This window comes from Marinomonas sp. (assembly GCF_039940335.1).
In the GTDB taxonomy this organism is placed as follows: Bacteria; Pseudomonadota; Gammaproteobacteria; order Pseudomonadales; family Marinomonadaceae; genus Marinomonas.
This window is the reverse complement of record NZ_JBDVGW010000008.1, coordinates 78,093-100,542: the sequence shown is the minus strand read 5'-3', so window position 1 is coordinate 100,542 and position 22,450 is coordinate 78,093. Positions and strand designations below refer to the sequence as shown.

Below are 22,450 nucleotides of genomic sequence, written 5' to 3'. Positions count from 1 at the left end.
TTTCTCTGGCTCTTTCATGAGCCAGAGAATTTCCTCCAGCGAATTCTGAGAGAATACTATGATTGATCTTCATGGCTTTGGTGATCAACTGTTGCTTGGCGCAGTAGTGACCCTAGAGTTGGCACTTTCTTCATTAGTGCTAGGTCTATTCTTAGGGCTATTGGGTGCTTCTGCGAAGCTGTCATCCGTAAGAGTGCTGCAATGGATTGCGAACGGTTATACAACCATTATCCGTGGTGTGCCTGAGCTGCTTACCGTACTAATTATTTACTTCGGTGCCACCAGTGTTTTGATGGCCATTGCGAGCCTATTTGGCTATGACGAATATATTGAAGTAGGTGCTTTTGCCGCAGGTGTTACCGCTTTAGGCTTAACCTTTGGTGCCTATGCGACAGAAGTTTTTCGAGGGGCGCTTCAGTCTATTCCTAAAGGTCAGCATGAAGCTGCGACTGTTTTAGGAATGAGCTCAATGCGTAAGTTCCGCCGCATCATTTTGCCTCAGGTGTGGCGTATTGCTTTACCAGGGTTAGGAAACTTATTTCTCGTGCTTTTGAAAGATACGGCTTTGGTTTCTGTCGTTGGCTTGGAAGATATTATGCGTAAAGCAAATGTCGCAGTAAGCAGTACCAAGGAACCATTTCTATTTTATTTAGTGGCTGCTTTTATGTATTTGGGACTAACAATCATTTCTATGGTGTTGGTTTCTTATATGGAAAAACGTGCTAACCGTGGATTAACAAGAGGTTAACAGATGGACTTTTCTGTCGTTGTTGAATATTTCCCACGCTTACTAAGCGGTGCTTGGGTTAGTCTACAGTTAGTAGTGCTTTCTGTTGTTCTGGGTGCGATTTTCGCGTTGCCAATTGCCTTGGCGCGAATCTCTCCTGTCGGTTGGATTAGAGCGATTCCCTTTGCTTATATTTTCTTTTTCCGAGGAACACCATTATTAGTGCAAATATTTTTGGTCTATTATGGTGCTTCGCAATTTGATGCTGTCCGCGAAAGTGCGCTATGGCCGATACTACGTGAGCCATTTTGGTGTGCCATTATCGCCTTTACCCTGAATACCTCAGCGTATACGGCTGAAATATTTCGTGGTGCGATCCAAGCCATTCCTCCAGGTGAGGTTGAGGCTTGTAAAGTCGTCGGGATGACGAAGGCAAAAATGTATCGTCGCATCCTGCTACCGAGAGCTTTTGGGATCGTATTACCTGCTTACGGTAATGAAATCATCTTGATGCTTAAAGGAAGTGCTTTGGCGAGTACCATCACCATTCTAGACATCACAGGCATGGCGCGAACCATTATTGCCAGAACCTACACGCCTATGGAGATTTTCCTTGCGGCCGGGGTGATCTATTTATTGATCAGTATGGTGATAATTGCGATTTTCCGGCAGATCGAATTGCGTCAAAACCGCTATCTTGGCACCTTATCCATTAAGGTGGCTGATAAAGGTTGATAGCAAATAAGCTATAAAAAAAGAGGCCTAGGCCTCTTTTTTTATAGCTGTTAAGACAGCATTGGTTGTCTTAGCAAAGGGTTGCGTTATAAAGCGTCGGCACCTGTTTCGCCAGTTCGAATACGAATCACTTGCTCTAACTCAGTTACGAATATTTTACCGTCACCAATCTTGCCTGTATTAGCACTGTTTTTGATAGCTTCAATCGCGCGCTCAACCTGATCGGTTTCAACCGCCAGCTCCATTTTTACTTTCGGCAGGAAATCAACGACGTACTCTGCACCACGATATAATTCAGTGTGGCCGCGCTGACGACCAAAACCTTTTACCTCTGTGACGGTAATGCCGTTAATACCCATTTCAGAAAGAGCTTCACGCACTTCATCTAATTTGAAGGGCTTAACAATGGCCGTGATTAATTTCATTTTATTTTTCTCCATACCAAACATGTCATTTTTCTTTAAAAGTAACACTCTAAGACAAAACTCGCTACCAGCAAGCGTTATTCACCACTTAAATTAGAGCGGATTTACTCGTTATCAAGCCCATTAAGTGCATCTAAATCATCATATTGTGTCATGTGGTACTTTTCACCCAATTTGTGAACCGCATCAATAAGATATTTTGGACGTTCAGGGTCGACAAACTGATGGATGCCGTGACCTAAGTTAAAAACATGGCCGGTACCATGACCGAACCCCGCCAAAACGTTTTCCACTTCTCTTTCAATGACCTCTTGGCCTGCATACAAGACACAAGGGTCAATGTTCCCTTGCAGGGCAACTTTGTCGCCCACGCGCGCGCGCGCTTCCGCGATGTCTGTGGTCCAGTCCAAACCTAAGGCATCAGGCCCTGTGGCTGCTATGTTTTCTAACCATTGGCCGCCATTTTTAGTGAACAGAATAACGGGGATTTTTTGCCCTTCATGTTCTCGAATGAGGCCGTCGAGAATCTGTTTCATGTAAAGTAGCGAAAACTGTTGGTACATTGGACCACTCAGTACGCCACCCCAGGTATCAAAAATCTGCACAGCTTGAGCACCGGCTTTAATTTGACCATTAAGGTAATCAATAACAGATCGAGCAAGTTTGTCGAGTAGTTGATGTAGTACCTCGGGGCTTTGGAACATCATCGCCTTGATATGTCTGAAATCTTTACTAGAGCCACCTTCTACCATGTAGGTAGCAAGGGTCCAAGGGCTGCCAGAAAAGCCAATCAAAGGAACACGACCATTTAACGCGTGACGGATGGTCGATACGGCACCCATGACATAATCTAGGTCACTTTCATTGGTGACAGGCAACGCTTCTACATCCTCTTTAGTGCGGATAGTGTGTTTGAATTTTGGGCCTTCGCCTGTTTCGAAATATAAACCAAGCCCCATAGCATCAGGGATGGTGAGAATATCGGAAAACAAAATAGCGGCATCTAGATCATAGCGTTCCAGAGGTTGCAGAGTCACTTCGCAAGCAAAGTCGTTGTTTTTACATAGGCTTAGAAAATCACCGGCCGTAGCACGGCTGGCGCGATACTCAGGAAGGTAGCGACCAGCTTGACGCATCATCCAAACTGGCGTGGTGTCGACAGGCTGCTTAAGTAAGGCGCGAATGAAACGATCATTTTTTAGGGTTGGATACATTTAAGGGTATCTCCAGTGGGTATCTAATAAATGGGGTGCATTTTACCTAATTTAAACTGTAAAAGCAGAAGCAATATCAAGAGTTTAGAGTGTTGGTAATGAAAACAACAATTATATTGATCTATCGCAGTGCTTAAGATCTCCCTATAGCATCAGTGCAGATGAAGGGGATTTACTCCCCTAAATATCGCTTCAGGCTGTATTGTTGGACGCGCTGTGCAGCGTTTTCTATTTCGCCCTGATCATGCAAACTGGCGATGATATTAGGTAGTACTGCGTTGGCGTTTTTCACTGTCATACCTGGTTTTAACTGAGGAGAGTAGAGGGTTTTTAGCAAAATGTAGTCTAACGGGCTTAAGTAAGAGTCCGTGCTAACGTCATTAAAGATTGAAGGGTAAACGTCATTGGAATCGTTAGGGAGGCCCATAAGTTGGGTTATTTCTTCCACAATGCAATCTAGGAAGCGTAGTTTCAACCTAGCGTAATCCACCGGGATAATGATGGTGCCACGAGTGATTTCAGAAAAACGATTGATACGAAAGTTGCCTAAACAAATGGCCTCATTAAGGGCGGCACGGATTTTGTCTGGATTACCTATGTACTGGCGAACTTTTTCTTCAAGATTGTCGTACTGAGTGAAGACCACCACTATGCTGGCTTTATTGGCTTGTGGCGTGAAGTCGATTGGGACGCCAGTAATATGGGATAAATGCTGAGCATGAACACTGAGCAACTCTTTTTGGAAAGTAGCATCGCCACTGTCGCTTTCAAAATAGATTTTGATCGGTTTGTTCCAGCGTACGAGTTTCGGGTTTTTGGTCTCTTTGTATTCCCGCTCAAGAGCTATTTTAATAAAGCTTTCTTGTATGTAGGTGTCATCTTCCCAGCGCTCTTTGGCTTGTGAAATGGCGCTGGTAAGAAATATTGCAAGCGCACAAAGTAGCTTCAAATTAAGGCTTAGCAGTCGAATTAACATAATATTTTAATGCGTCCAAAGAGTCAGGTGTAAAAGCTAAATTGTCAAGGTTCAAAAGAATGCTGTCCATACTCATTACATGGATGGAGGCAACTTCTTTTGGTTGTAAGTTAAGCGTATGTTGACCTTCAATATATTGGCAGGAATATAGGCTACCCCAAATATTAAAACCTTTGCCGCGGGTGCAAAATACCCCATGGCTTTCAAGCTGCGCGTCAAACCCCAATTCTTCCTTAAGTTCTCGGTGGGCTGATTCTAGATAGGATTCGCCTTTCTCAACCACGCCACCTGTAGTTATACCATAATAACCTGGGCAAAATGCCTTGTTGTCGGTGCGTTTTTGTACCAGCAGTTGGCCTTCTTGGTTGAACACCAAGATGTAGGTGACGCGATGGAAATCGCGGTCAAAATCCATTAGTCGGCGTGGAATATCGCCAATGACTTGATTGTTTTCATCGACCAGTATTATGACTTCTTCACTCTGTGACATGCAAAACGCTCGATTAAGTGGTTGGCATCATTTTAGAGAGTATTCCAAGCTAAGTCCAAAGGCCGCCAAGGGATATTGTTAATTTGTAGAAAAAGCGACCTAATTTTTAGTTTTGCCCTAGGCAGACGAGAAAACTTCCTCCTAGATATTGTATGTTGTTAACATGCCTATAATTTTTTTCTGTATAAAGTGAGCGTATGACCCTTTCAGCCTATGATTTTTTGTCCACAACATTAGCCAACCCTGAACAACAAGAGCCTATGACCTTTGATTTTCCTTCAGGAAAGGCTTTTGTAGAAGGTGTTGGAATGCTACGTTTGGAGCCCCAAGATGACAGTAAAATCAGCCTCATTTTATCTGTTGGTGTACATGGCAATGAGACCGGGCCGATTGAGTTAGTAAATCAGTTAGTAGCGGATATTTTGGCAGGTCGCTATAAACTGACGGTACGCCTGCTGGTGTTGTTTGGTAACCCCTTATCAGCCATTGCTCAGCAGCGCTTTTGCAAGGTCAATATGAATCGACTTTTTAGTGGTGCTTGGCAGAATTATCACGGCTACGAGGCAGAACGTGCGCAGCGACTTGAACAAGCGGTAACGGACTTCTTTCAACCTTCGAAACGTTTGGGTCATGAGTTATTGCATTATGATTTACATACCGCCATTCGGGGCTCAAAGCATGAAAAATTTGCTGTTTACCCTTATATGGAAGAAGCCACTTATAGTCGTCAGCAACTCGCGTTTTTAGCCGCCTGTGGAATCGATGCTGTGCTCTTGTCTCATCAGCCAACAACGACCTTTTCTTATTACAGTGCTCAGCATCATGGAGCGCATGCCTTTACCGTGGAGCTTGGTAAAGTGTATGGTTTTGGGCAAAACGACCTAAGCCGTTTTTCTGCCATTGCGCAAAGTTTGGCTGACCTTATTACAGACAGTCAATTGCCTCAGGGAGATCTGAACAAACTATTGGTTTTTAGTGTGCAAGAGGCGCTTATAAAAGATGCGGAAGATTATCAGTTACACATTTCTTCTGAGCTAGAAAATTTCACGCCCTTTGAGCAAGGTTATGTTCTCGCGGAGTCCTCTAAAAGCCGTTACTTGGTTGAAAGTACAGGGGATGCGCTGATTTTCCCTAACGCTGCAGTACCGATAGGTCAAAGAACCGGTTTGGTTGTCCGCCCTCAAACTTTAGAGAAAATTCCCTTAGGCTAAATCTATTATTTAGCCATTAAGCTATCTTGAAAATTTTCTCTCACCATTGTATTGTTATGTTATAACGTATTTAATTTTTTGGGAGTGTTGATCTGATGAAAAAACTATTTTTAGGGATGGGTGTTTGCACCATAGCACCTTTTGCACTAGCAAAACCTTTAGTTGTGACAAGTGTGACCCCTGTGTCTATGATCGTTGCTGCCATTACGGGCGATAAAGCAGACATTGAACAAATAGTTTCAAACTCAGCATCTCCACACGATTATGCGCTTCGCCCATCCGATTTAAGAAAAATTTCACAGGCTGATGCCGTTGTTTGGGTAGGTGAGTCTCTAGAGAACTTCTTAGAAAAACCATTAGTTAATGCTAACAAAGCGGAAGACTCCATTGAATGGTTAGCATTAGAAGGCACGGTTCAACGCCGTTATGGTGAAGAAGACGAGCATCACGATGACCATGACGAGCATCACGATGATCATGACCATGATGAGCACCACGACGAACATGACCATGACGAGCACCACGACGAACACGGCCATGAAGGCCACGATCATTCAGGTGTTGACCCACATGTTTGGTTGTCTCCCGTCAATGCAAAAGTGCTCGCTCAAGCCGTTGCTCAACGCCTTGTTAAGATCGATAGCGACAATGCAGAATATTATGAAACAAATTTAAGCGCTTTCTTGCAAAAGCTTGATCAACAAGACACTCAGCTTGCCGCCAAGTTAAGTAAAGTGAAACAAGTGCCATATATTGTTTTCCATGATGCTTACCACTACTTCGAAGAGCATTACGGTTTAAATCATGCTGGTGAAGTGACTGTTAGTCCAGAGCGTAAACCTGGTGCTAAGAAAATCGCTGAACTACGCCATGAGATCGAAGAAAACAATGTGCAGTGTGTCTTTAGTGAGCCACAGTTTAGTCCTGCTATAGTAAAAACTTTGCTAAGCGGTAGTGAAGTGAAAACGGCTCAATTGGATCCTTTAGGCTCAAGTGTCGATATTGCGCCGCAAGCCTACTTTGACTTTCTAGAAGGTTTGGGTGACCAATTCCTGAGCTGCCTAGGCTAGTCTATTTCGTTTGTTCCGCCACTAATAAAGTAGGCGACTCCCTGTGACCTCTGTATAATAACTTCACTTTTTATACAGAGGTCATGTAGAGAGCCATATGGACGATATCGCAATATCAGACATCCGATCTGACGTTCTCATCAAAAGTGCTCACCACACTTTATCCACACAAGCTCAAGCCCTCCTAGATCTGGCTGACCGAGTGACGGAAAGCTTTGCCCAAGCGGTTCGCATGATACTTGCGAGCAAAGGTCGAACTATTATTTGTGGTATGGGTAAGTCTGGACTAATAGGCAAAAAAATTGCCGCCACGTTAGCCTCCACTGGTACACCGAGTTTCTTTCTGCATCCAGGCGAAGCCTTCCACGGCGACCTCGGCATGATACAGGCACAAGATACACTGGTTCTGATCAGTTATTCTGGGGAAACCGAAGAGTTGATTCGTCTTCTTCCATCGTTAAAAAACTTTGGTAATCCTTCTATAGCCCTAGTTGGTAATCTTGATTCAACACTGGCTCAGCACAGCGATTGCGTATTGGACATATCGGTAGACCGAGAAACCTGTCCTAACAATCTTGCCCCAACCACCTCGACCACCATGACCGCCGCGATGGGTGATGCGCTCGCTGTAGCGCTAATGGAATCTCGTCATTTTCAGCCTCAAGACTTCGCGCGTTTTCACCCAGGGGGGAGCTTAGGAAGAAAGCTACTTACTCGCGTGAAAGATCTTATGCATAAAGAAAACCTGCCTGTGTGTGGCCCTGACACCCATTTGAAAGAAGCCATTTCGGTGATGACTCATGGTCGCATGGGGGTGGTACTCATCCAAGAACACTCGCAATTAGTAGGTATCTTTACCGATGGGGATTTACGTCGCGCTATGTTACGAGAAACCGCGAATATGATCGACAAGCCGATGCGCGAACTGATGACAGCAAACCCGAAAACCATTAATGAAAACACCATGATAGTGCAAGCGGAAGAGCGTATGCTCAAAGACAAAATCACCTTGCTGGTGGCCGTTGACGATGAAGATAAACTGTCGGGTATTTTAGAAATTTACGATCGTTAGACATGTAGGCTTGACCCTATTACATGGGGCAGCACTGTAAAAAATTGGAGAATAAGATGTCAGTTGAATCAAAGATTATCAACATAGGTAAGAATATTCAGGTCGCAAATCACCTACCCTTTGTACTTTTTAGTGGGGTGAATGTTCTAGAATCACGAGACCTTGCGATGAAAGTCGCGGAAGAGCATGTCAAAATTACGGAAGAGCTGGGTATTCCTTATGTTTTCAAAGGCTCTTTTGATAAAGCGAATCGCTCTTCTATTACCTCATTCCGTGGTCCAGGCATGGAAGAAGGCTTGAAAATTCTGCAAGAAATTAAGCAAACCTTCGGCGTACCTGTTATTACGGATGTGCATGAAGAATATCAGTGTACGCCAGTGGCGGAAGTAGCGGATGTGATTCAGTTGCCAGCATTCTTATCTCGCCAAACGGATCTTGTGGTAGCCATGGCCAAGACTGGTGCGGTTATCAACATTAAGAAAGCTCAATTTCTAGCGCCTCACGAAATGAAGCATATTCTGACCAAGTGCCAAGAGGCTGGTAACGATCAGCTCATGCTGTGCGAGCGCGGTACCATGATGGGCTATAACAATCTTGTTGTAGACATGCTAGGTTTTGGCGAAATGAAAAAGTTCGGCTTCCCAGTGATGTTTGACGTGACTCATTCCTTGCAGCGCCCAGGTGGTCGTGAAGACTCTGCCGATGGTCGTCGTGCACAGGTCACTGAACTGGCCTGTGCTGGCATGTCCCTTGGTCTATCGAGCTTGTTTTTGGAAACTCACCCAGATCCTAATAATGCGAAATGTGACGGCCCATGTGCATTGCCGCTTAGCAAGTTAGCGCCATTCTTAAAGCAAATGAAGCAGCTTGATGAGCTGGTGAAAACCTTTGAAGAATTGGACACGAGCGCCTAATCATGGATAAACGCTTCCTTGAGCAATACCCCGCGATACTTGAAGATGGCACTTTGTTAAGCCAGCTGCAAAGTATTCAGTTGGTGGTGTTTGATGTAGATGGAGTGCTCACGGATGGTGGTTTACTTTACGGTGAGCAAGGGGAGTCCATAAAGCGCTTTAATGTCAAAGATGGCGTGGCCATGAAGCTATTGCCAAAATGGGGTGTGCAGGTGGCGGTGATTACCGCGAAAGATTCAGCGCCTTTGCACAAACGTATGACGGACTTAAAAGTGGAACACTTTTATCCCGGTTGCCACAATAAGGCCCAAGCCTTCGAGCAAATTTGTCAGGATCTCAAGCTCGACCCGCAGCAAGCTGTGTATGTTGGAGATGATGTGATCGACCTGCAGGTGATGCCGAATGTTGCTGTGCCAATGTGCCCAAAAGATGCCCACACGCTTGTGAAACGTTATGCAAAAGTCTGTTTAGCGTCCTTAGGTGGTCAGGGTGTTGCAAGGGAGGTAGCAGATTTACTGCTCTCAACGCGTATGCCGTTAGAGCAAGCCTACGAATTAGCCCAACGACCGGAGTTTGAAAAATAATGACTGTTCTTGAATTAACCTCATTACCTGAATTTCATATTGTTATACCGGCTCGTTATGCTTCCCAGCGTTTTCCTCAAAAGCTGATGGCGGATCTTGGTGGTAAGCCTGTGTTGCAATGGGTTTATGAGCTGTCTTTAAAGGCAGGAGCGAAGTCCGTTACCATTGCTACGGATCATGCAATCATCGAGCAGGCCGCGAAAGGTTTTGCTGCGCCAGTACTTATGACACGAGATGACCATGAAAATGGTACGGAACGCTTGGCGGAAGTGGCGGCGAAAATGGCATGGCAGGGGGATGAAATTGTTGTCAACGTGCAAGGGGATGAGCCTTTTCTACCCGTAGAGCTGATTCATTCTGCCGTAGCGGCTTTGCAAAAAGATGCTCAAGCCGAAATGGCGACAGTTGCTTGCCCTATTAAAAATGCAGAGGACTTCTTTAACCCTAATGTGGTCAAGTTAGTTTGTGACGAGCAGCAGCGTGCTTTGTATTTTAGTCGTGCTCCCATGCCTTGGGACAGAGACGGCTTTGCGAATAAAGGACATGAGAGTGAGAGTCTAGAGCAAGACTTTCCGGCTTTTCGACACATAGGTCTCTACGTGTATCGTGCTAGCTTATTGGCTAATTATGCCAATTTACCCATGTCGCCTTTAGAGCGTTGGGAGAAATTAGAGCAACTTAGATTCTTGCATCAGGGAATCAAGGTGCAAGTTGCCTTAGCGGATCAGTTGCCGCCCCATGGAGTGGATACGCCACAAGACTTAGAGGCTTTACGGGATCATCTGGCTTCTTAATGCTTTTTAAAAGAGTTTACTCAATAGGCGCTTTCTAACCTAGATAGCGCCTTTTTTGTGCTTATTATTATTTGACCACTGGTTTGACCGACCAAATAGCAATAACTGTTCAACACTGTTTTTGTCAGTTTTTTCCTTTTTGTGTATGTAAAGTGTAAAAAAAGCGTTTACAATGATTTTAAGTTTTACCGCTTAAAACTACTTTAAACTGATCCACAAGGAATAAGGTCATGAAAAAGTTATTGCTCGCTTCTACTTCGCTTATCAGTACGGCTCTTATGGCCGCAGCACCTGTCAATCAGCCAATCGGCTCAAGCTTTACTCTGGGTAGCTCTCTTAACCAAAGAGCCCTTGCTACGGCATCGTCAAACCCTGCCGCGCCATTTTTAATGGTTAATGCCCAAGAGGATGATAGTTTTCGCTTCGGCATTATTGGCCCAATTGGCGTAGGGGTAGAGTTTGGTGATATCAGTGACCTAAGTGATCAAATTGATCGCGCGGAAGAAATTCTGGATGCTACTTATACATCTGTTTCAGCGGCAAATGCAGGCATTACAGAAGTAAATGGGATATTGAATGATATAGCTGACACTGCTTATGTGAAAGTATCGGCATCTACACAGATACCTTTGATGCCTATCATCTATAAAACCAAAAGCAGTGGTGCTTTTATGATAGATGCGAGTGTTTCATTAGTGGGGCGTGGTAGTTTATTGGCGAGTGATGTTACTGTTGATACGTCTGGTGTGTCACCTGAATTAACATCTAATACGTCTATGTACGCAAATGTCGCGACAGACCTTAATATCGGTGTGGGCTATAGCCAAAAAATTTGGCAACCAGAGAGCGATAAAGGAATACTAGTAGGTGGTATTAAAGCCAATTTCCATCAACTATCTTTAGGGCAAGCATTATCGGTATTAAGTGATGACAGTGATGATGCCAGTGATGTGTTCTCTGATACGATTACAGATGATGCAGAGAGTGCGACAGGAGTAGGTCTAGATTTAGGGCTTATCTGGTTCTCTGATATTTATCATGCGGGTATTACGGTTGCGAACATTAACCAGCCTGAGTTTGATTACAACGCCGTTGGTACTAGCTGTAGTTCTAAAACAGGATCAGCTTTAACCAGTTGTAATGCCGCTGCCGCCTTTATTGCTGCGGGCAAATTAAGTGCGACTAATACTTATACTATGGAAACACAGACTACGTTGGACTTCTCTGTCTCCACTCCGGCTAAGCAAGTAACACTAGGTTTGTCTTATGATGTAAACCCAGTTGATGATGCCGTAGGTGACGAGTACCAATGGGCGGTTGCTTCGGTTTCTTACTATGGTGATTCACACTTTATTCCTGGTTTGCGTGCAGGCTTCCGCCAAAACATGGCCGGTACAGAGCTAAGCTATGCAACGGCGGGTCTTACGCTACTTAAGCGTCTGAATTTGGATGTCGCCATTGCTCTTGATACGGTGACAGATGAAGACGGCGATGAAATCCCACGCAGTGGATTTATTTCATTAGGCTACGATACGGCTTTCTAAGAAAGTCGTAAAGAAATTGCAAAAAGGCCGATAACATTATCTATGTTATCGGCCTTTTTGCATTGATGGGCTGCTGGATTAAAGAATCAATAGGAAGAGCAATGAAGCAAGCGATTACGATATTCTTAGGCGGCTTAGTCAGTCTTAATGCCATGGCGGCCATGCCAGTTTACCAGCCTGTTGGCTCTGCTTTTACATTAGGAACCATGGCCAATAAGCGTGCTTTATCTACGTCCCTCGCCAACCCTGCATCACCTTACTTAATGACCCGTCTTCAAAGCTTTCGAGCTGGCTATCTAGGCCCTGCAGGCTTTGGTTATGAGATGGGTGAAATCAGCAATCTCACTGATAGAGTGGACGAATTAGAAGATATTTTAAGTAATAGCGATTATCGCAGCCAAGCGGAAGTGGATGATGCCATAGCGTCTGCTAATAGCATTATTAACGATGTAGCAGATACTGCTTACATCAAGCTTTCGGGCTCTTCTCAGATTCCTTTTATGCCGCTTATATATAAAACTCGTGGTAACGGTGCCTTTATGTTGGACGCCAGTGCTTCCTTTGTGGGGCGCGCAAATATTCTGGCGGATGAGATTAGCTATACCTTATCAGGTACGGATTTTTCGTTGGATTCTGATACGTCTTTGTACGTGCAATCCGCTACCGACCTGCGTTTAGGGTTAGGTTATAGTCAGGTGTTTGGTCGCTTTGTGAGTGGGGCGTTAATTCTAGGAGCAAAAGCAAACTTTCATCAAATCTCTTTAGGCCGCGATGTGTCGGTGCTAGTGGATGACAGTGAAGATTCTGGCGGTGCTTTTTCTGATGGTTTGTTTGATAGTCAAAAATCGACATCCGGTGTGGGTTTGGACTTAGGGGCTATTTGGGTATCCGATTACTATCAGTTAGGGGCGACGTTAGCCAATATTAATGAGCCTGAGTTTGATTACGAAAGTCTTGGTAATTGCAGCGGTTTAACTGGCTCAAATTTAATTTCATGTGAAGCAGAAGTCAGTTTTGCCAGCGCAGGCAAGCTTAAGCTGGTGGACAGCTATAAAATGGAAACGCAATTAACGCTAGAAGGGGCGGTGGTTTCCAGAGACAGACGTTTGTCATTAGCTGGATCATTTGATGTAAATGGAGTGGATGACCCTGTGGGGGATGCCTATCAATGGCAGACGGTTTCAATGTCTTTCTTTAGCGATAATGTGGTTGTACCTGGTGTTCGCTTGGGTTATCGAAAAAATACTGCGGGCTCTAAGCTTAGCTATCTAACCGCAGGTTTAACCTTGTTTCAGCGACTCGATGTTGATGTGGCCTATGGATTGGATGACTTGAGAGGAGATGGCGGAAGCAGCTCTCTCCCGCGCAGCTTCTATTTATCGATGGGCTATGGCTCAGCGTTCTAACGATCCGTTAAAACGATTTGTGTCGGCGTTAAAATGCCGTTCAAAGGGATGTCCCAACTTTCAATGGATAGGTTATCAACTTCTTGGCAGTCGTGCGCTAGCCCAATTAATAGAGGGGGTTGAGTTGGGTTCTTGCCTTCAAATGTTCGGTCATAAAAACCGCCACCCATGCCTAGGCGACCACCTTGTCGATCAAAGCCAACCAGTGGCATGAAAACAATATCCAGTTCTTGCCCAGCTAATACGTGGCCGTTCACTGGCTCAGGAATGCCAAAGCGATTGTCTTGCCATTGGCTGTCTTGATTATAAAGATTAAAGCGCAGTGCCTGATTGTCTAAAATAGGGAGGTAAGTGCTAATGCCTTGCGACCAGAGTTGATTACACAAAAGCTGCGGCGATATTTCGCCATCATTACTCATGTAAAGAGCAACACGATGAGGTGTTAGCTTGAGTCGTTCAATGAGGGTGGAATATTGCTGAATAAGCGCTTGAGAGGCTGCTTGTTGGACGTTTTCGGAAAGGTTATTTCTGGCTTGTCGTAAAGCTTGGCGCTGTTGTTTTCTATGCGCTTGAGATAAAAGCATAAAAGGGTTTCCCAGGTTGCCGTTTCGACTATTGGCCTTGAACCCAGTGGTTCAAGGTGGAAAGAACTGTGACTCTTTAGGCTTTCCGACGCACGGACATGCACACCAAACCAACAGGCTCTCTCCGGGGTATTACTCATAGGCTCAAGGGCGTTAAGCCGCCTCGAACAACCCAGGAAACAAGCGCAGTATAGAGCAACTGAAAATAGAAATCGACTTTTGTCGGTTTGGTCTTTTTCTCTCTATGAAGAAAATTCGCTTTCTAGACTTGCACGACCATCAATTTGGTTAGGGAGTAAACAGTGTTGAGTGCCGTTTAACCAGTTTTTGTTTGATGAGTTAATGCCGCATCAAGCTGTGAGGTCAACTCTCGCAGTTGCTGCTCATTCGAATTCGCGTATTTACGGCCAGAAAGCATATCATGAGTAATATTCAATGCCGCTAATACGGCAATCTTTTCAAGGCCGACAATTTTGCCGCTGGCTTTGATTTCACGCATTTGATTATTCAAATATTCAGCCGCTTCTTTCAGTTCGGCTTCATGGCCTTTAGGGCAATTAATTTTATAAGTTTGGCCGAGTATTTCGACGGCAACGGTTGGCTTGTCCATATTGACTCCATTTGATAGCAAGACCCACAAAAAATGGTCTGTTTTTCCATCATTGTGTAGAGAATAGCATTTTATGCGGCGAGTAAATTCGTTACAATTCGCCATTAACTTTATTCACACTGTTTATAACAAATTGACGCCAATATGGAAATCAACCCGATACTTTCTAAGATAAAAGACCTGTCTGAACGTGCTTTAACCCTTCGGGGGTATCTTTGACTATGAGTCAAAGAAAGAACGTTTAGAAGAAGTAAACCGAGAACTGGAAGACCCTGATGTTTGGAACGACCCAGACTATGCGCAGAAACTAGGCAAAGAGCGTTCTTCTCTTGAAGCTGTCGTCGAAACGCTTGATAGCCTTGAGTCAGGTGTTGAGGATTCAAAAGAGCTACTAGAAATAGCGGTTGAAGACGATGATGCCGACTCTGTTGAAGCCGTTCAGCTTGAGTTAGCAGAACTGGATGCTTTATTAGGTAAATTAGAGTTCCGCCGCATGTTTTCCCAAGAAATGGATGAAAGCAGCGCCTTCTTGGATATTCAGTCAGGCTCTGGTGGAACTGAAGCACAAGATTGGGCCAATATTCTGCTACGCATGTATTTGCGTTGGGGAGAAGACAAAGGCTTTAAAGTGGAATTAATGGAAGTCTCGGCGGGGGATGTGGCAGGCATAAAATCAGCCACCGTTCGTTTTGAAGGCGAATATGCTTTTGGTTGGTTACGTACGGAAACTGGCGTGCATCGTTTGGTGCGAAAATCACCTTTCGATTCAGGCAACCGTCGCCATACTTCTTTTGCGTCAGTGTTTGTGTCACCAGAAATTGATGACAACGTAGAGATTGAGATCAATCCTGCGGACATACGAACTGATACTTACCGTTCCTCTGGAGCGGGTGGTCAGCACGTTAACACCACAGATTCTGCGGTACGTATTACCCACGAACCAACAGGCATCGTAGTGCAGTGTCAAAACCAGCGTTCACAACATGCTAACCGCGATTTCGCGATGAAGCAGTTACGAGCAAAGCTGTATGAATTCGAAATGTTAAAACGTACCGAAGCTGCGCAAGCGGTGGAAGACAGTAAATCAGATATCGGTTGGGGAAGTCAGATTCGCTCCTACGTATTGGACGCATCTCGCATTAAGGATTTGCGCACAGGTGTCGAATCCTCCAATACCGGCGCTGTATTAGATGGCAATCTTGATCAATTTATTGTCGCAAGTTTAAAACAAGGCCTATAAGCGCCAGAACCCATTTTTAAGAGTAGATAGCAAAACCATGGCTAACGAAAAGAACACAGAGTCCACAACCCAAGCTGACGACAACCGCCTAGTGGCCGAACGTCGTAGTAAATTGGCTGCCATTCGTGAAGAGCGTAATGCTTACCCAAATGATTTCCGCCCAACCGCCTATGCTGCTGACTTACAAGCGGAGTTTGGTGAGCTTGAAAAAGCTGAGCTAGAAGAGAAAGACCATAAAGTTAGTATTGCCGGTCGTATTGTTCGTAACCGTGGTGCGTTCATGTTGCTACAAGACATGACGGGTCAGATTCAGGCTTATGTGAATCGTAAGGCTTTGCCAGCAGAATTGTTAGCAGACCAGAAAACCTGGGATCTTGGTGATATCGTTGGTGTGACGGGCCCTGTGCACAAGTCTGGTAAAGGCGATCTGTACATTGATATGCAATCTGCTCAGCTATTAACCAAGGCTTTGCGTCCATTGCCGGATAAACACCACGGCTTGGCAGACATGGAAATGCGTTACCGTCAGCGTTATGTGGACCTTATCGTTAACGAAGAGTCTCGTGATACTTTCCAAGTGCGCTCGAAAATCATTTCGACCATTCGTCGTTTCCTAGAAGATCGTCGCTTTATGGAAGTGGAAACGCCTATGTTGCAGGTGATTCCAGGTGGCGCATCCGCTCGTCCGTTTATTACTCATCACAATGCCATGGATATGAGCATGTACCTGCGTATCGCACCAGAGCTTTACTTGAAGCGTTTGGTCGTTGGTGGTTTCGAGCGCGTTTTCGAGATCAACCGTAACTTCCGCAACGAAGGAACATCGACTCGTCATAACCCAGAATTCACCATGATCGAATTCTACCAAGCCTATGCAGATTACAAAGACCTTATGGATCTAACGGAAGATATGCTTCGCACAGTGGCTGAGAAAGTTTTGGGAACAACGACGGTGACCTACCAAGGCTCCGAGTATGACTTCGGAGCGCCTTTTGTTCGCATGACCATGCTTGAGTCTATCTTGCACTACAACCCAGAGCTAACAGCAGAAGATCTCGCCACAGTAGAAAGTGCGACACAAGTAGCCAAGAAGCTACACATAGATGTTAAGCCAATTTGGGGCTTGGGTAAGCTATGGACAGAAATCTTTGAAGAAACGGCTGAAAGCAAGCTGGATCAACCAACCTTCATTACTGAATACCCAGCAGAAGTGTCACCTTTGGCTCGTCGTAACGATGACAATGAATTCATTACCGATCGTTTTGAGTTCTTTGTTGGTGGCCGTGAAATCGCCAATGGCTTCTCGGAGTTGAATGACCCAGAAGATCAGGCGGAACGCTTTAAGCGCCAAGTGGCAGAAAAAGACGCCGGTGATGACGAAGCCATGCACTATGATGCGGACTACATCAATGCACTAGAGTACGGCTTACCACCTACCGCAGGTGAAGGTATTGGTATTGATCGTTTGGTAATGCTGTTTACTGACGCACCGTCTATTCGTGATGTATTGTTGTTCCCACATATGCGCCCACAAGACTAATTGGGCCATAGGAAAAATACCGAATAAGGCCTCTCATGAGGCCTTATTTTTTGCTGTTATCTGCTTGAATCCTGGAGATTGGAATGAGCCGTTTTTGGACTGATAAGATTGCTTCACTGGACCCTTATGTACCAGGTGAGCAGCCACAAGATAAGCAATATATTAAATTAAACACCAACGAAAGCCCTTATTCGCCATCAGAAAAGTCCTTGCAAGCCATGATGGATCAAGTAAGTGAGCGCTTACGTCTTTATCCAGATCCAAACTGCCAGTCTCTAAAAAATGCTTTAGCGACCAGCTATGGTTTAGCGCCTGAGCAAGTGTTTGTGGGCAATGGCTCGGACGAAGTGCTAGCTCTTGCCTTTATGGGGTATTTTGCAGCGAGTAAGCCCTTGGCTTTTGCTGATATTACCTACAGCTTTTATAAAGTGTATGCGGGCTTGTATGGCATTGAACCAAAGCTGATCCCATTAACGGATAGCTTTGATATTGACGTGGCCGATTATCAAGACCTTGATGTATCGGGTGTGGTGATTACTAATCCGAACGCACCAACGGGTAAAGCCTTACCTTTATCAGACATAGAGCGAGTCTTACAGGCGAACCCAGACGTAGTGGTGCTGGTGGACGAAGCTTATGTAGATTTCGGTGCCCAAAGTGCGACCCAACTAGTGAATCAATACCCTAACTTGCTGGTGGTGCAAACCTTATCGAAATCCCGAGCATTAGCGGGTATCCGTGTCGGCTATGCGTTTGGCCATAAAGATCTTATTGAAGGGCTGGAACGTCTAAAAAACTCGTTTAACTCTTACCCGATTGATCGTATTGCTCTCGCGGGTGCGACGGCCGCGGTAGAAGATTCCGAGTATCTGGCGGAGATCTGTGAGAAAACCATCGCGACTCGTGAAACCACCGTGACGGCACTACAGGCACTAGGGTTTGAGGTGATTCCCTCCGCCACCAACTTTGTGTTTGTCAGTCATGCAGACAAAGCCGCCAAAGATATTTATCTGGGGTTAAAAGATCAGGGTATTTTGGTCCGTTATTTTGGTGAGAAACCAAGAATCGGCAACCACTTGCGTATCACTATTGGTACGGATGAAGAGATGTCGGCGTTAATCACGGCGTTAAAAACGTTATAGGTCTTGCTGGTGCCTATAACGCTTCTTAGGCATGAACGAGCAAGGCTGAATGGCCTTGTTCATGTTTTCATCTAGATGCCGTAGTGAATTGAAGAGCTGAGATTCTTGATAGACTTCACGATCGACAAAGGTACTCCTGTACTGGTGCTTGGGTTTTCTGGTGACGGTATACCTTGGCAATTTAATTGTAACTTGCCAACGGTGCTATCAAATTCAATATGAGTGTTCATGATGTCGCTAATTGGGTCTGCCACCAGCCTGACCTGAGTATTATCTAAGCCCACGGTCGCCAGTGCCAGCATAGCGCTAATGTTACTGCTTTTCGGAAAAATGTTGGCCGCTTCTCGAGCCGTCCCTTCAAAAAAACACGTAGGCTCTGTGATGGCGTTAAGGTTCACAAGCTTCTCTGCATGGGTATTCTGCCATGAAATAACCGGCTTCTCTTGGGTAATACAGGCTTTGCTAACCTCTGATAAAGACGACGCTGACATCCAATCTAGGGCAGGTAAAGCCCCTGCTGAAAGCAGCATCTGCGCACCAGACCGTTCTGCGAGAGTAGTAAACTCCTTGAGAATGTCATCATTGGTAAAGAGACCAATGCTTGAAACCAATAGATCAATGCCTTTAGACAAAATAACCGTACCATATTGGCTAAGAGACGTTTGTCCTGCTGCTTCGATTACTATATCTGGCTGAGCGTCAAAAAGTGTTGAAATATCATCTGTAATTAAGGACTTAAACGCTTCAGATTTGTGAGCGTTGATCTCTAAATATTTTTCTTTATTACGGCATAGTAGCGAGACTAGCTTCGCATTGCCGGCTTCTCCTTTAGCAATGCTGTTTGCTACATGGCCACCAATAGCCCCTAGGCCGATGATGGCCACTTTTAGAGTAGGTTGTGATTTCATTGTAATCCTTTAATTGTATAAAACATTTTCTTATCAAGCGGTGCAGGCTTGGAATGGCTAGAACAGGTAGCTAGGAATGGCCATGCTAAGCCAAGGGACATAGGTAATTATCATTAGCCCCACCAGCAAGATGAGTAGGAAGGGAATGCAGCCTTTGAAAATATCAAAAAGACCCATTTTGGAAATACTCACGGCAACAAAGAGGTTTAGGCCAACAGGAGGCGTGATCATACCAACCGAATAGTTGACCAGATTGATGATGCCGAAATGCACAGGGTCTATGCCTACTTGAGCTGCGATAGGCGTCATTAACGGCGCTAAAACGATAATGGCAGAGGCGCTATCAAGGAAGAATCCGGCGATCAGCATGATGACGTTCAACAAGGCCGTGATTGCAAAGGAAGAATCACTTAGCGATAAAACAGCATTGGCTAGGGTAGAAGGTGTACCTGTCATCGTTAATAGCCAAGAGAAAGCAGATGCGCCAGCGGTGATCAGCAATAGAGAACCTGAAATTAAACCTGTGCTTTGAAGTATCTCCCACAAGTCTTTTGCGCTGACCTGACGGTAAATCACCATGCCGACAAATAGGCCATATAAGCAAGCGACCGCGGCAGATTCTGTGGCGGTAAAAATACCGCTGTAAATCCCTCCTAACAGAATGACAGGTAGCCCAAGCCCCCAAGCAGAACCTTTAAACGCCATAGAAATTTCTTTTAAGGTGGGAAAGGGGGTTTTTGCGTAGCCATTCTTTTTTGAGTAAAGCATGCAATAGAGGATTAACAGTCCGCCGAGCAAAAGGGCGGGCAATATACCGGCTGCGAAAAGTTGGCCAATACTGGTAGAGGTCACTGAGCCATAAATGATCAAAGCGATGCTTGGCGGCACAATAGGGCCAAGGGTTCCTGCTGTGGTCAGCAGACCGATTGAAAAGCGTTTGCTGTAGCCTGCCTCAACCAGCGCTGGGAACATAATGCTGCCAATGGCCACCACTGTCGCTGGGCTTGAACCAGAAATGGAACCAAAGAATAAACAAGAAAGCACGGCTGCAGAGGCCAGTCCACCTGGTGCCCAGCCTATCAATACTTGAGCTAGTTGAATCAGTCTTGTTGATAAGCCACCAACGCGCATCAGTTCGGCGGCTAAAATGAAAAAGGGGATGGCCATTAATGAGAAGTTATTAATGCCAGAGAACATTCTCATGGGAACTATGGTTGGGTTCATTGAACCAGACAGCTCCATGGCGCTTATCACTGAGAAAGCCAGTGATCCATAGATAGGCAAACCAAGTAATAGCAGAATTAGGAATAATGGCAGTAAAAGAGTGATCATGAAAACCTCGGCTTTGGATGTGCGCGATAAATATTGAAATTAGTGTTGCGAGTGATTAGGCACGGGCTGTTTTTTAATTACCGAGTAAATTATCCCTGTGTACCTGAACATCTGCAGTAGCGCTGTAATAGGGATAAAAGCGTAAATTGAAGCAATAGGAATACGCAGCGCTGGAGATAGCTGACCACGAGCCAAAGTATTTAAAAATAAATTGCCACCAAAGTAGAACAGAGAGGCAGCGAATATAATCCCTAACACAGCGGCCACCAAACTAAAGACTGGGGAGAAACGTTTGGGGATGCAGGACTTCAAAACGTCCACCGTAATATGGGAGCCTTTGCGAATACCAAGACTTGTACACAGAAAACTCATAGAAATAATCAAATACAGAATCGCTTCTTCCGCCCAGAAAATCGAATCGTTAAGGGCATAGCGGAAAAAAACTTGGGTAATCGTCAGTACCGAAGCAAGGGCTAGGATACTGGCAATGAAAAAGCCTTCTATGGTGTCTAAATAGGTATTAATTTTTTCGAACATAGTCTTCTCGGAGGCATTTTTAGAAATACACAAGGTGCAGATTGCGCTGCCTCAGCTTGGCTAACCGAGGCAGCGTTAGTCATTAGTTAGACTTAATTTCTGCGTAGACAACGTCTAATAGATCAGACGTAATGGTTTCACGAAACTCTTCATGAACAGGCTGGCTTGCTTTTACAAAAGCGGCCATTTGCTCTTCCGTTAACTCAGTAACTTGAGTGTACTTTTTAATGTTCTCAAGCGCTGACGCTTCCAATTCATCGGTTAGTTTACGAGACAGGTCACGGGCATTATCGAAGGCGGTGTTCATAACCGCTTGTAGATCTGCTGGTAAAGATTCCCAAGCCTGTTTGTTCACAATCGCTGCATAGCCGTGGTAAGCATTAGACGTTAGGGTCATGTACTTTTGCACTTCATAAAATTTCTTACTGGTGATGTTGGCGATAGGGTTTTCTTGTCCTTCAATAACACTTTGCTGTAGGCCATTATAAACCTCTGTGTAAGCCATGGCCGTGGGGTTGGCATCAAAGTTACGGTAGGTGCTCAACAGGATCGGCGACTGCATGGTTCTCATTTTGATGCCTTTAAGATCTTCTGGCTTTTCAATTGGACGAACGTTATTCGTCATGTGTCGAAAGCCAGCGCCCCAGAAGTTAACGGCGTGCATATCGTGGCTTTCTAAGGTATCGAGAATTTTACGGCCGGCATCGCCGTCCAACACCTTCATCATTAAGTCTTTAGAAGGTAGTAGGAAAGGTAGATCTAGAATTTGAACGCGAGGTTCAAAGTTACCAAGGGTTGCCGTTGGTGGAATCGCGATCTGTACCATGTTCATTTGTAACTGCTCGATGATTTCAACATCACCACCAAGTTGCGCCGCTGGCAAAACATTAATATTGATACGGCCGTCAGACTTTTCTTCCACTTCTTTTTCAAAGGCTAAAGCGGCTTGGCCATTTGGTGTTTCATCGATAAGGACGTGAGCGAAAGTGAAATTATAATCGGCTGCAAAAGTGGTTGAACCAACTAATAATGCTAACGTAGCGAGTAATGGTTTTTTCATCATGAGTTACCTATTTCAAAAAAAGGATTGTTTATAGATTCTGATGAATGCTCAGAGGTTCTATGTCGAAGTTAAAAATTAGGCTTGATAAGGATCAAAAACAATAGCATTTTGATTACATAGGTTGTAAAAAAAATTACAATGGATTGTCAGGTTTAGAGAGTAATGAGAGCTACCCTTGATAGGGAATATGTACGAATGCACTTATTTTGTGCTTGTTGCAAGGTTTTGCCCCATTTTAGTGGTTTTTATGGGCTGTCTAAAATATAAGCTAATACTCGTCTTCTGAAAATTTTTTTACAATTTGGTGTTTTTCTCTATACTTCGGCGCACCA

At 44.8% G+C, this 22,450-nt stretch carries 23 protein-coding genes and 1 other RNA gene; 13 read left to right on the top strand and 11 right to left on the bottom strand.

Going from position 1 to position 22,450, the window contains the following annotated elements; all coding sequences use genetic code 11:
* Positions 1 to 58: 58 nt before the first annotated feature.
* Positions 59 to 748 (top strand): ABC transporter permease, encoded by a 690-nt coding sequence (locus ABJF92_RS05665; RefSeq protein WP_446814846.1) that lies wholly within the window; start codon positions 59 to 61, stop codon positions 746 to 748.
* Positions 749 to 751: 3 nt separating this feature from the next.
* Entirely contained in the window at positions 752 to 1,462 is a 711-nt protein-coding gene (locus tag ABJF92_RS05660; RefSeq protein ID WP_446814845.1) for an ABC transporter permease, read from the top strand.
* 86 nt (positions 1,463 to 1,548) lie between these two features.
* On the opposite strand, the gene glnK is transcribed toward ABJF92_RS05660, so the two are convergent.
* The 4 genes from glnK to ABJF92_RS05640 all read right to left on the bottom strand — a co-directional run bounded on the left by glnK (position 1,549) and on the right by ABJF92_RS05640 (position 4,567).
* Positions 1,549 to 1,887, bottom strand: coding sequence for a P-II family nitrogen regulator (gene glnK, locus ABJF92_RS05655; RefSeq protein WP_446814844.1), 339 nt, complete (start codon positions 1,885 to 1,887; stop codon positions 1,549 to 1,551).
* Between the two features lie 104 nt (positions 1,888 to 1,991).
* Positions 1,992 to 3,101: a uroporphyrinogen decarboxylase gene (gene hemE / locus ABJF92_RS05650; protein ID WP_446814843.1), complete on the bottom strand. Its 1,110-nt coding sequence runs from the start codon at positions 3,099 to 3,101 to the stop codon at positions 1,992 to 1,994.
* A gap of 172 nt (positions 3,102 to 3,273) precedes the next feature.
* Positions 3,274 to 4,077, bottom strand: coding sequence for a DUF2927 domain-containing protein (locus ABJF92_RS05645; protein WP_446814842.1), 804 nt, complete (start codon positions 4,075 to 4,077; stop codon positions 3,274 to 3,276).
* Positions 4,052 to 4,567, bottom strand: a complete 516-nt coding sequence (locus ABJF92_RS05640; protein ID WP_446814841.1) for an NUDIX hydrolase — start codon at positions 4,565 to 4,567, stop codon at positions 4,052 to 4,054. Before ABJF92_RS05640 ends, ABJF92_RS05645 begins: the two co-directional genes overlap by 26 nt.
* 197 nt (positions 4,568 to 4,764) lie before the next feature.
* Between ABJF92_RS05640 and astE the strand changes: the two genes are divergently transcribed.
* The 8 genes from astE to traF (ABJF92_RS05600) all read left to right on the top strand — a co-directional run bounded on the left by astE (position 4,765) and on the right by traF (ABJF92_RS05600) (position 13,162).
* Positions 4,765 to 5,778: a succinylglutamate desuccinylase gene (astE, locus tag ABJF92_RS05635; RefSeq protein WP_446814840.1), complete on the top strand. Its 1,014-nt coding sequence runs from the start codon at positions 4,765 to 4,767 to the stop codon at positions 5,776 to 5,778.
* 95 nt (positions 5,779 to 5,873) lie between these two features.
* Positions 5,874 to 6,848, top strand: a complete 975-nt coding sequence (gene znuA, locus ABJF92_RS05630; RefSeq protein WP_446814839.1) for a zinc ABC transporter substrate-binding protein ZnuA — start codon at positions 5,874 to 5,876, stop codon at positions 6,846 to 6,848.
* Between the two features lie 97 nt (positions 6,849 to 6,945).
* The gene (locus ABJF92_RS05625; RefSeq protein ID WP_446814838.1) at positions 6,946 to 7,920 is read left to right on the top strand and encodes a KpsF/GutQ family sugar-phosphate isomerase; all 975 of its coding nucleotides are present in this window, start codon (positions 6,946 to 6,948) and stop codon (positions 7,918 to 7,920) included.
* Between the two features lie 56 nt (positions 7,921 to 7,976).
* Positions 7,977 to 8,834 (top strand): 3-deoxy-8-phosphooctulonate synthase, encoded by an 858-nt coding sequence (kdsA, locus tag ABJF92_RS05620; protein WP_446814837.1) that lies wholly within the window; start codon positions 7,977 to 7,979, stop codon positions 8,832 to 8,834.
* Positions 8,835 to 8,836: 2 nt separating this feature from the next.
* A complete protein-coding gene (locus ABJF92_RS05615) occupies positions 8,837 to 9,418 on the top strand; it encodes a KdsC family phosphatase (protein ID WP_446814836.1) in 582 nt (193 codons plus the stop codon).
* Positions 9,418 to 10,212 carry a 3-deoxy-manno-octulosonate cytidylyltransferase gene (gene kdsB, locus ABJF92_RS05610; protein ID WP_446814835.1) on the top strand — a complete coding sequence of 265 codons (795 nt, stop codon included), beginning with the start codon at positions 9,418 to 9,420 and terminating at the stop codon, positions 10,210 to 10,212. Before ABJF92_RS05615 ends, kdsB begins: the two co-directional genes overlap by 1 nt.
* 230 nt (positions 10,213 to 10,442) lie before the next feature.
* Positions 10,443 to 11,756 (top strand): conjugal transfer protein TraF, encoded by a 1,314-nt coding sequence (traF, locus tag ABJF92_RS05605; protein WP_446814834.1) that lies wholly within the window; start codon positions 10,443 to 10,445, stop codon positions 11,754 to 11,756.
* Between the two features lie 101 nt (positions 11,757 to 11,857).
* Entirely contained in the window at positions 11,858 to 13,162 is a 1,305-nt protein-coding gene (gene traF / locus ABJF92_RS05600) for a conjugal transfer protein TraF (RefSeq protein WP_446814833.1), read from the top strand.
* On the opposite strand, the gene ABJF92_RS05595 is transcribed toward traF (ABJF92_RS05600), so the two are convergent.
* The 3 genes from ABJF92_RS05595 to ABJF92_RS05585 form a co-directional block, all read right to left on the bottom strand.
* A complete protein-coding gene (locus tag ABJF92_RS05595) occupies positions 13,159 to 13,746 on the bottom strand; it encodes a 5-formyltetrahydrofolate cyclo-ligase (protein WP_446814832.1) in 588 nt (195 codons plus the stop codon). The genes traF (ABJF92_RS05600) and ABJF92_RS05595 overlap by 4 nt on opposite strands.
* A gap of 4 nt (positions 13,747 to 13,750) precedes the next feature.
* Positions 13,751 to 13,928, bottom strand: a non-coding RNA gene (gene ssrS / locus ABJF92_RS05590) — 6S RNA.
* A gap of 134 nt (positions 13,929 to 14,062) precedes the next feature.
* Positions 14,063 to 14,356: a cell division protein ZapA gene (locus ABJF92_RS05585; RefSeq protein WP_446814831.1), complete on the bottom strand. Its 294-nt coding sequence runs from the start codon at positions 14,354 to 14,356 to the stop codon at positions 14,063 to 14,065.
* A gap of 144 nt (positions 14,357 to 14,500) precedes the next feature.
* Between ABJF92_RS05585 and prfB the strand changes: the two genes are divergently transcribed.
* From prfB to hisC, 3 genes are all read left to right on the top strand, one after another.
* Positions 14,501 to 15,596, top strand: a protein-coding gene (gene prfB, locus ABJF92_RS05580) for a peptide chain release factor 2 (RefSeq protein ID WP_445977441.1) whose coding sequence is annotated in 2 segments (ribosomal slippage) — positions 14,501 to 14,572 and positions 14,574 to 15,596 — 1,095 coding nt in all. Because the reading frame shifts where the segments join, the coding sequence is not laid out codon by codon here.
* Positions 15,597 to 15,633: 37 nt separating this feature from the next.
* Positions 15,634 to 17,136, top strand: coding sequence for a lysine--tRNA ligase (lysS, locus tag ABJF92_RS05575; RefSeq protein ID WP_446814830.1), 1,503 nt, complete (start codon positions 15,634 to 15,636; stop codon positions 17,134 to 17,136).
* An 83-nt stretch (positions 17,137 to 17,219) separates the two neighbouring features.
* Positions 17,220 to 18,278, top strand: a complete 1,059-nt coding sequence (gene hisC, locus ABJF92_RS05570) for a histidinol-phosphate transaminase (RefSeq protein ID WP_446814829.1) — start codon at positions 17,220 to 17,222, stop codon at positions 18,276 to 18,278.
* Between the two features lie 71 nt (positions 18,279 to 18,349).
* On the opposite strand, the gene ABJF92_RS05565 is transcribed toward hisC, so the two are convergent.
* The 4 genes from ABJF92_RS05565 to ABJF92_RS05550 all read right to left on the bottom strand — a co-directional run bounded on the left by ABJF92_RS05565 (position 18,350) and on the right by ABJF92_RS05550 (position 22,118).
* A complete protein-coding gene (locus tag ABJF92_RS05565) occupies positions 18,350 to 19,186 on the bottom strand; it encodes an aspartate dehydrogenase (protein WP_446814828.1) in 837 nt (278 codons plus the stop codon).
* A gap of 57 nt (positions 19,187 to 19,243) precedes the next feature.
* A complete protein-coding gene (locus tag ABJF92_RS05560; protein WP_446814827.1) occupies positions 19,244 to 20,518 on the bottom strand; it encodes a TRAP transporter large permease in 1,275 nt (424 codons plus the stop codon).
* Between the two features lie 39 nt (positions 20,519 to 20,557).
* Positions 20,558 to 21,055, bottom strand: coding sequence for a TRAP transporter small permease (locus ABJF92_RS05555; protein WP_446814826.1), 498 nt, complete (start codon positions 21,053 to 21,055; stop codon positions 20,558 to 20,560).
* An 82-nt stretch (positions 21,056 to 21,137) separates the two neighbouring features.
* Entirely contained in the window at positions 21,138 to 22,118 is a 981-nt protein-coding gene (locus ABJF92_RS05550; RefSeq protein WP_445977435.1) for a TRAP transporter substrate-binding protein, read from the bottom strand.
* Positions 22,119 to 22,450 lie beyond the last annotated feature (332 nt).

Excerpts from the sequence above, each read along its gene's own strand:
- ABJF92_RS05555 (WP_446814826.1), bottom strand. The coding sequence starts at position 21,055 with ATGTTCGAAAAAATTAATACCTATTTAGACACCATAGAAGGCTTTTTC.
- ABJF92_RS05625 (WP_446814838.1), top strand. The coding sequence starts at position 6,946 with ATGGACGATATCGCAATATCAGACATCCGATCTGACGTTCTCATCAAA.
- hisC (WP_446814829.1), top strand. The coding sequence starts at position 17,220 with ATGAGCCGTTTTTGGACTGATAAGATTGCTTCACTGGACCCTTATGTA.
- ABJF92_RS05645 (WP_446814842.1), bottom strand. The coding sequence starts at position 4,077 with ATGTTAATTCGACTGCTAAGCCTTAATTTGAAGCTACTTTGTGCGCTT.
- glnK (WP_446814844.1), bottom strand. The coding sequence starts at position 1,887 with ATGAAATTAATCACGGCCATTGTTAAGCCCTTCAAATTAGATGAAGTG.
- kdsB (WP_446814835.1), top strand. The coding sequence starts at position 9,418 with ATGACTGTTCTTGAATTAACCTCATTACCTGAATTTCATATTGTTATA.
- ABJF92_RS05550 (WP_445977435.1), bottom strand. The coding sequence starts at position 22,118 with ATGATGAAAAAACCATTACTCGCTACGTTAGCATTATTAGTTGGTTCA.
- ABJF92_RS05640 (WP_446814841.1), bottom strand. The coding sequence starts at position 4,567 with ATGTCACAGAGTGAAGAAGTCATAATACTGGTCGATGAAAACAATCAA.
- ABJF92_RS05565 (WP_446814828.1), bottom strand. The coding sequence starts at position 19,186 with ATGAAATCACAACCTACTCTAAAAGTGGCCATCATCGGCCTAGGGGCT.
- ABJF92_RS05615 (WP_446814836.1), top strand. The coding sequence starts at position 8,837 with ATGGATAAACGCTTCCTTGAGCAATACCCCGCGATACTTGAAGATGGC.
- kdsA (WP_446814837.1), top strand. The coding sequence starts at position 7,977 with ATGTCAGTTGAATCAAAGATTATCAACATAGGTAAGAATATTCAGGTC.
- ABJF92_RS05665 (WP_446814846.1), top strand. The coding sequence starts at position 59 with ATGATTGATCTTCATGGCTTTGGTGATCAACTGTTGCTTGGCGCAGTA.
- ABJF92_RS05660 (WP_446814845.1), top strand. The coding sequence starts at position 752 with ATGGACTTTTCTGTCGTTGTTGAATATTTCCCACGCTTACTAAGCGGT.
- ABJF92_RS05595 (WP_446814832.1), bottom strand. The coding sequence starts at position 13,746 with ATGCTTTTATCTCAAGCGCATAGAAAACAACAGCGCCAAGCTTTACGA.
- ABJF92_RS05560 (WP_446814827.1), bottom strand. The coding sequence starts at position 20,518 with ATGATCACTCTTTTACTGCCATTATTCCTAATTCTGCTATTACTTGGT.
- ABJF92_RS05585 (WP_446814831.1), bottom strand. The coding sequence starts at position 14,356 with ATGGACAAGCCAACCGTTGCCGTCGAAATACTCGGCCAAACTTATAAA.
- astE (WP_446814840.1), top strand. The coding sequence starts at position 4,765 with ATGACCCTTTCAGCCTATGATTTTTTGTCCACAACATTAGCCAACCCT.
- znuA (WP_446814839.1), top strand. The coding sequence starts at position 5,874 with ATGAAAAAACTATTTTTAGGGATGGGTGTTTGCACCATAGCACCTTTT.
- hemE (WP_446814843.1), bottom strand. The coding sequence starts at position 3,101 with ATGTATCCAACCCTAAAAAATGATCGTTTCATTCGCGCCTTACTTAAG.
- lysS (WP_446814830.1), top strand. The coding sequence starts at position 15,634 with ATGGCTAACGAAAAGAACACAGAGTCCACAACCCAAGCTGACGACAAC.
- traF (WP_446814833.1), top strand. The coding sequence starts at position 11,858 with ATGAAGCAAGCGATTACGATATTCTTAGGCGGCTTAGTCAGTCTTAAT.
- traF (WP_446814834.1), top strand. The coding sequence starts at position 10,443 with ATGAAAAAGTTATTGCTCGCTTCTACTTCGCTTATCAGTACGGCTCTT.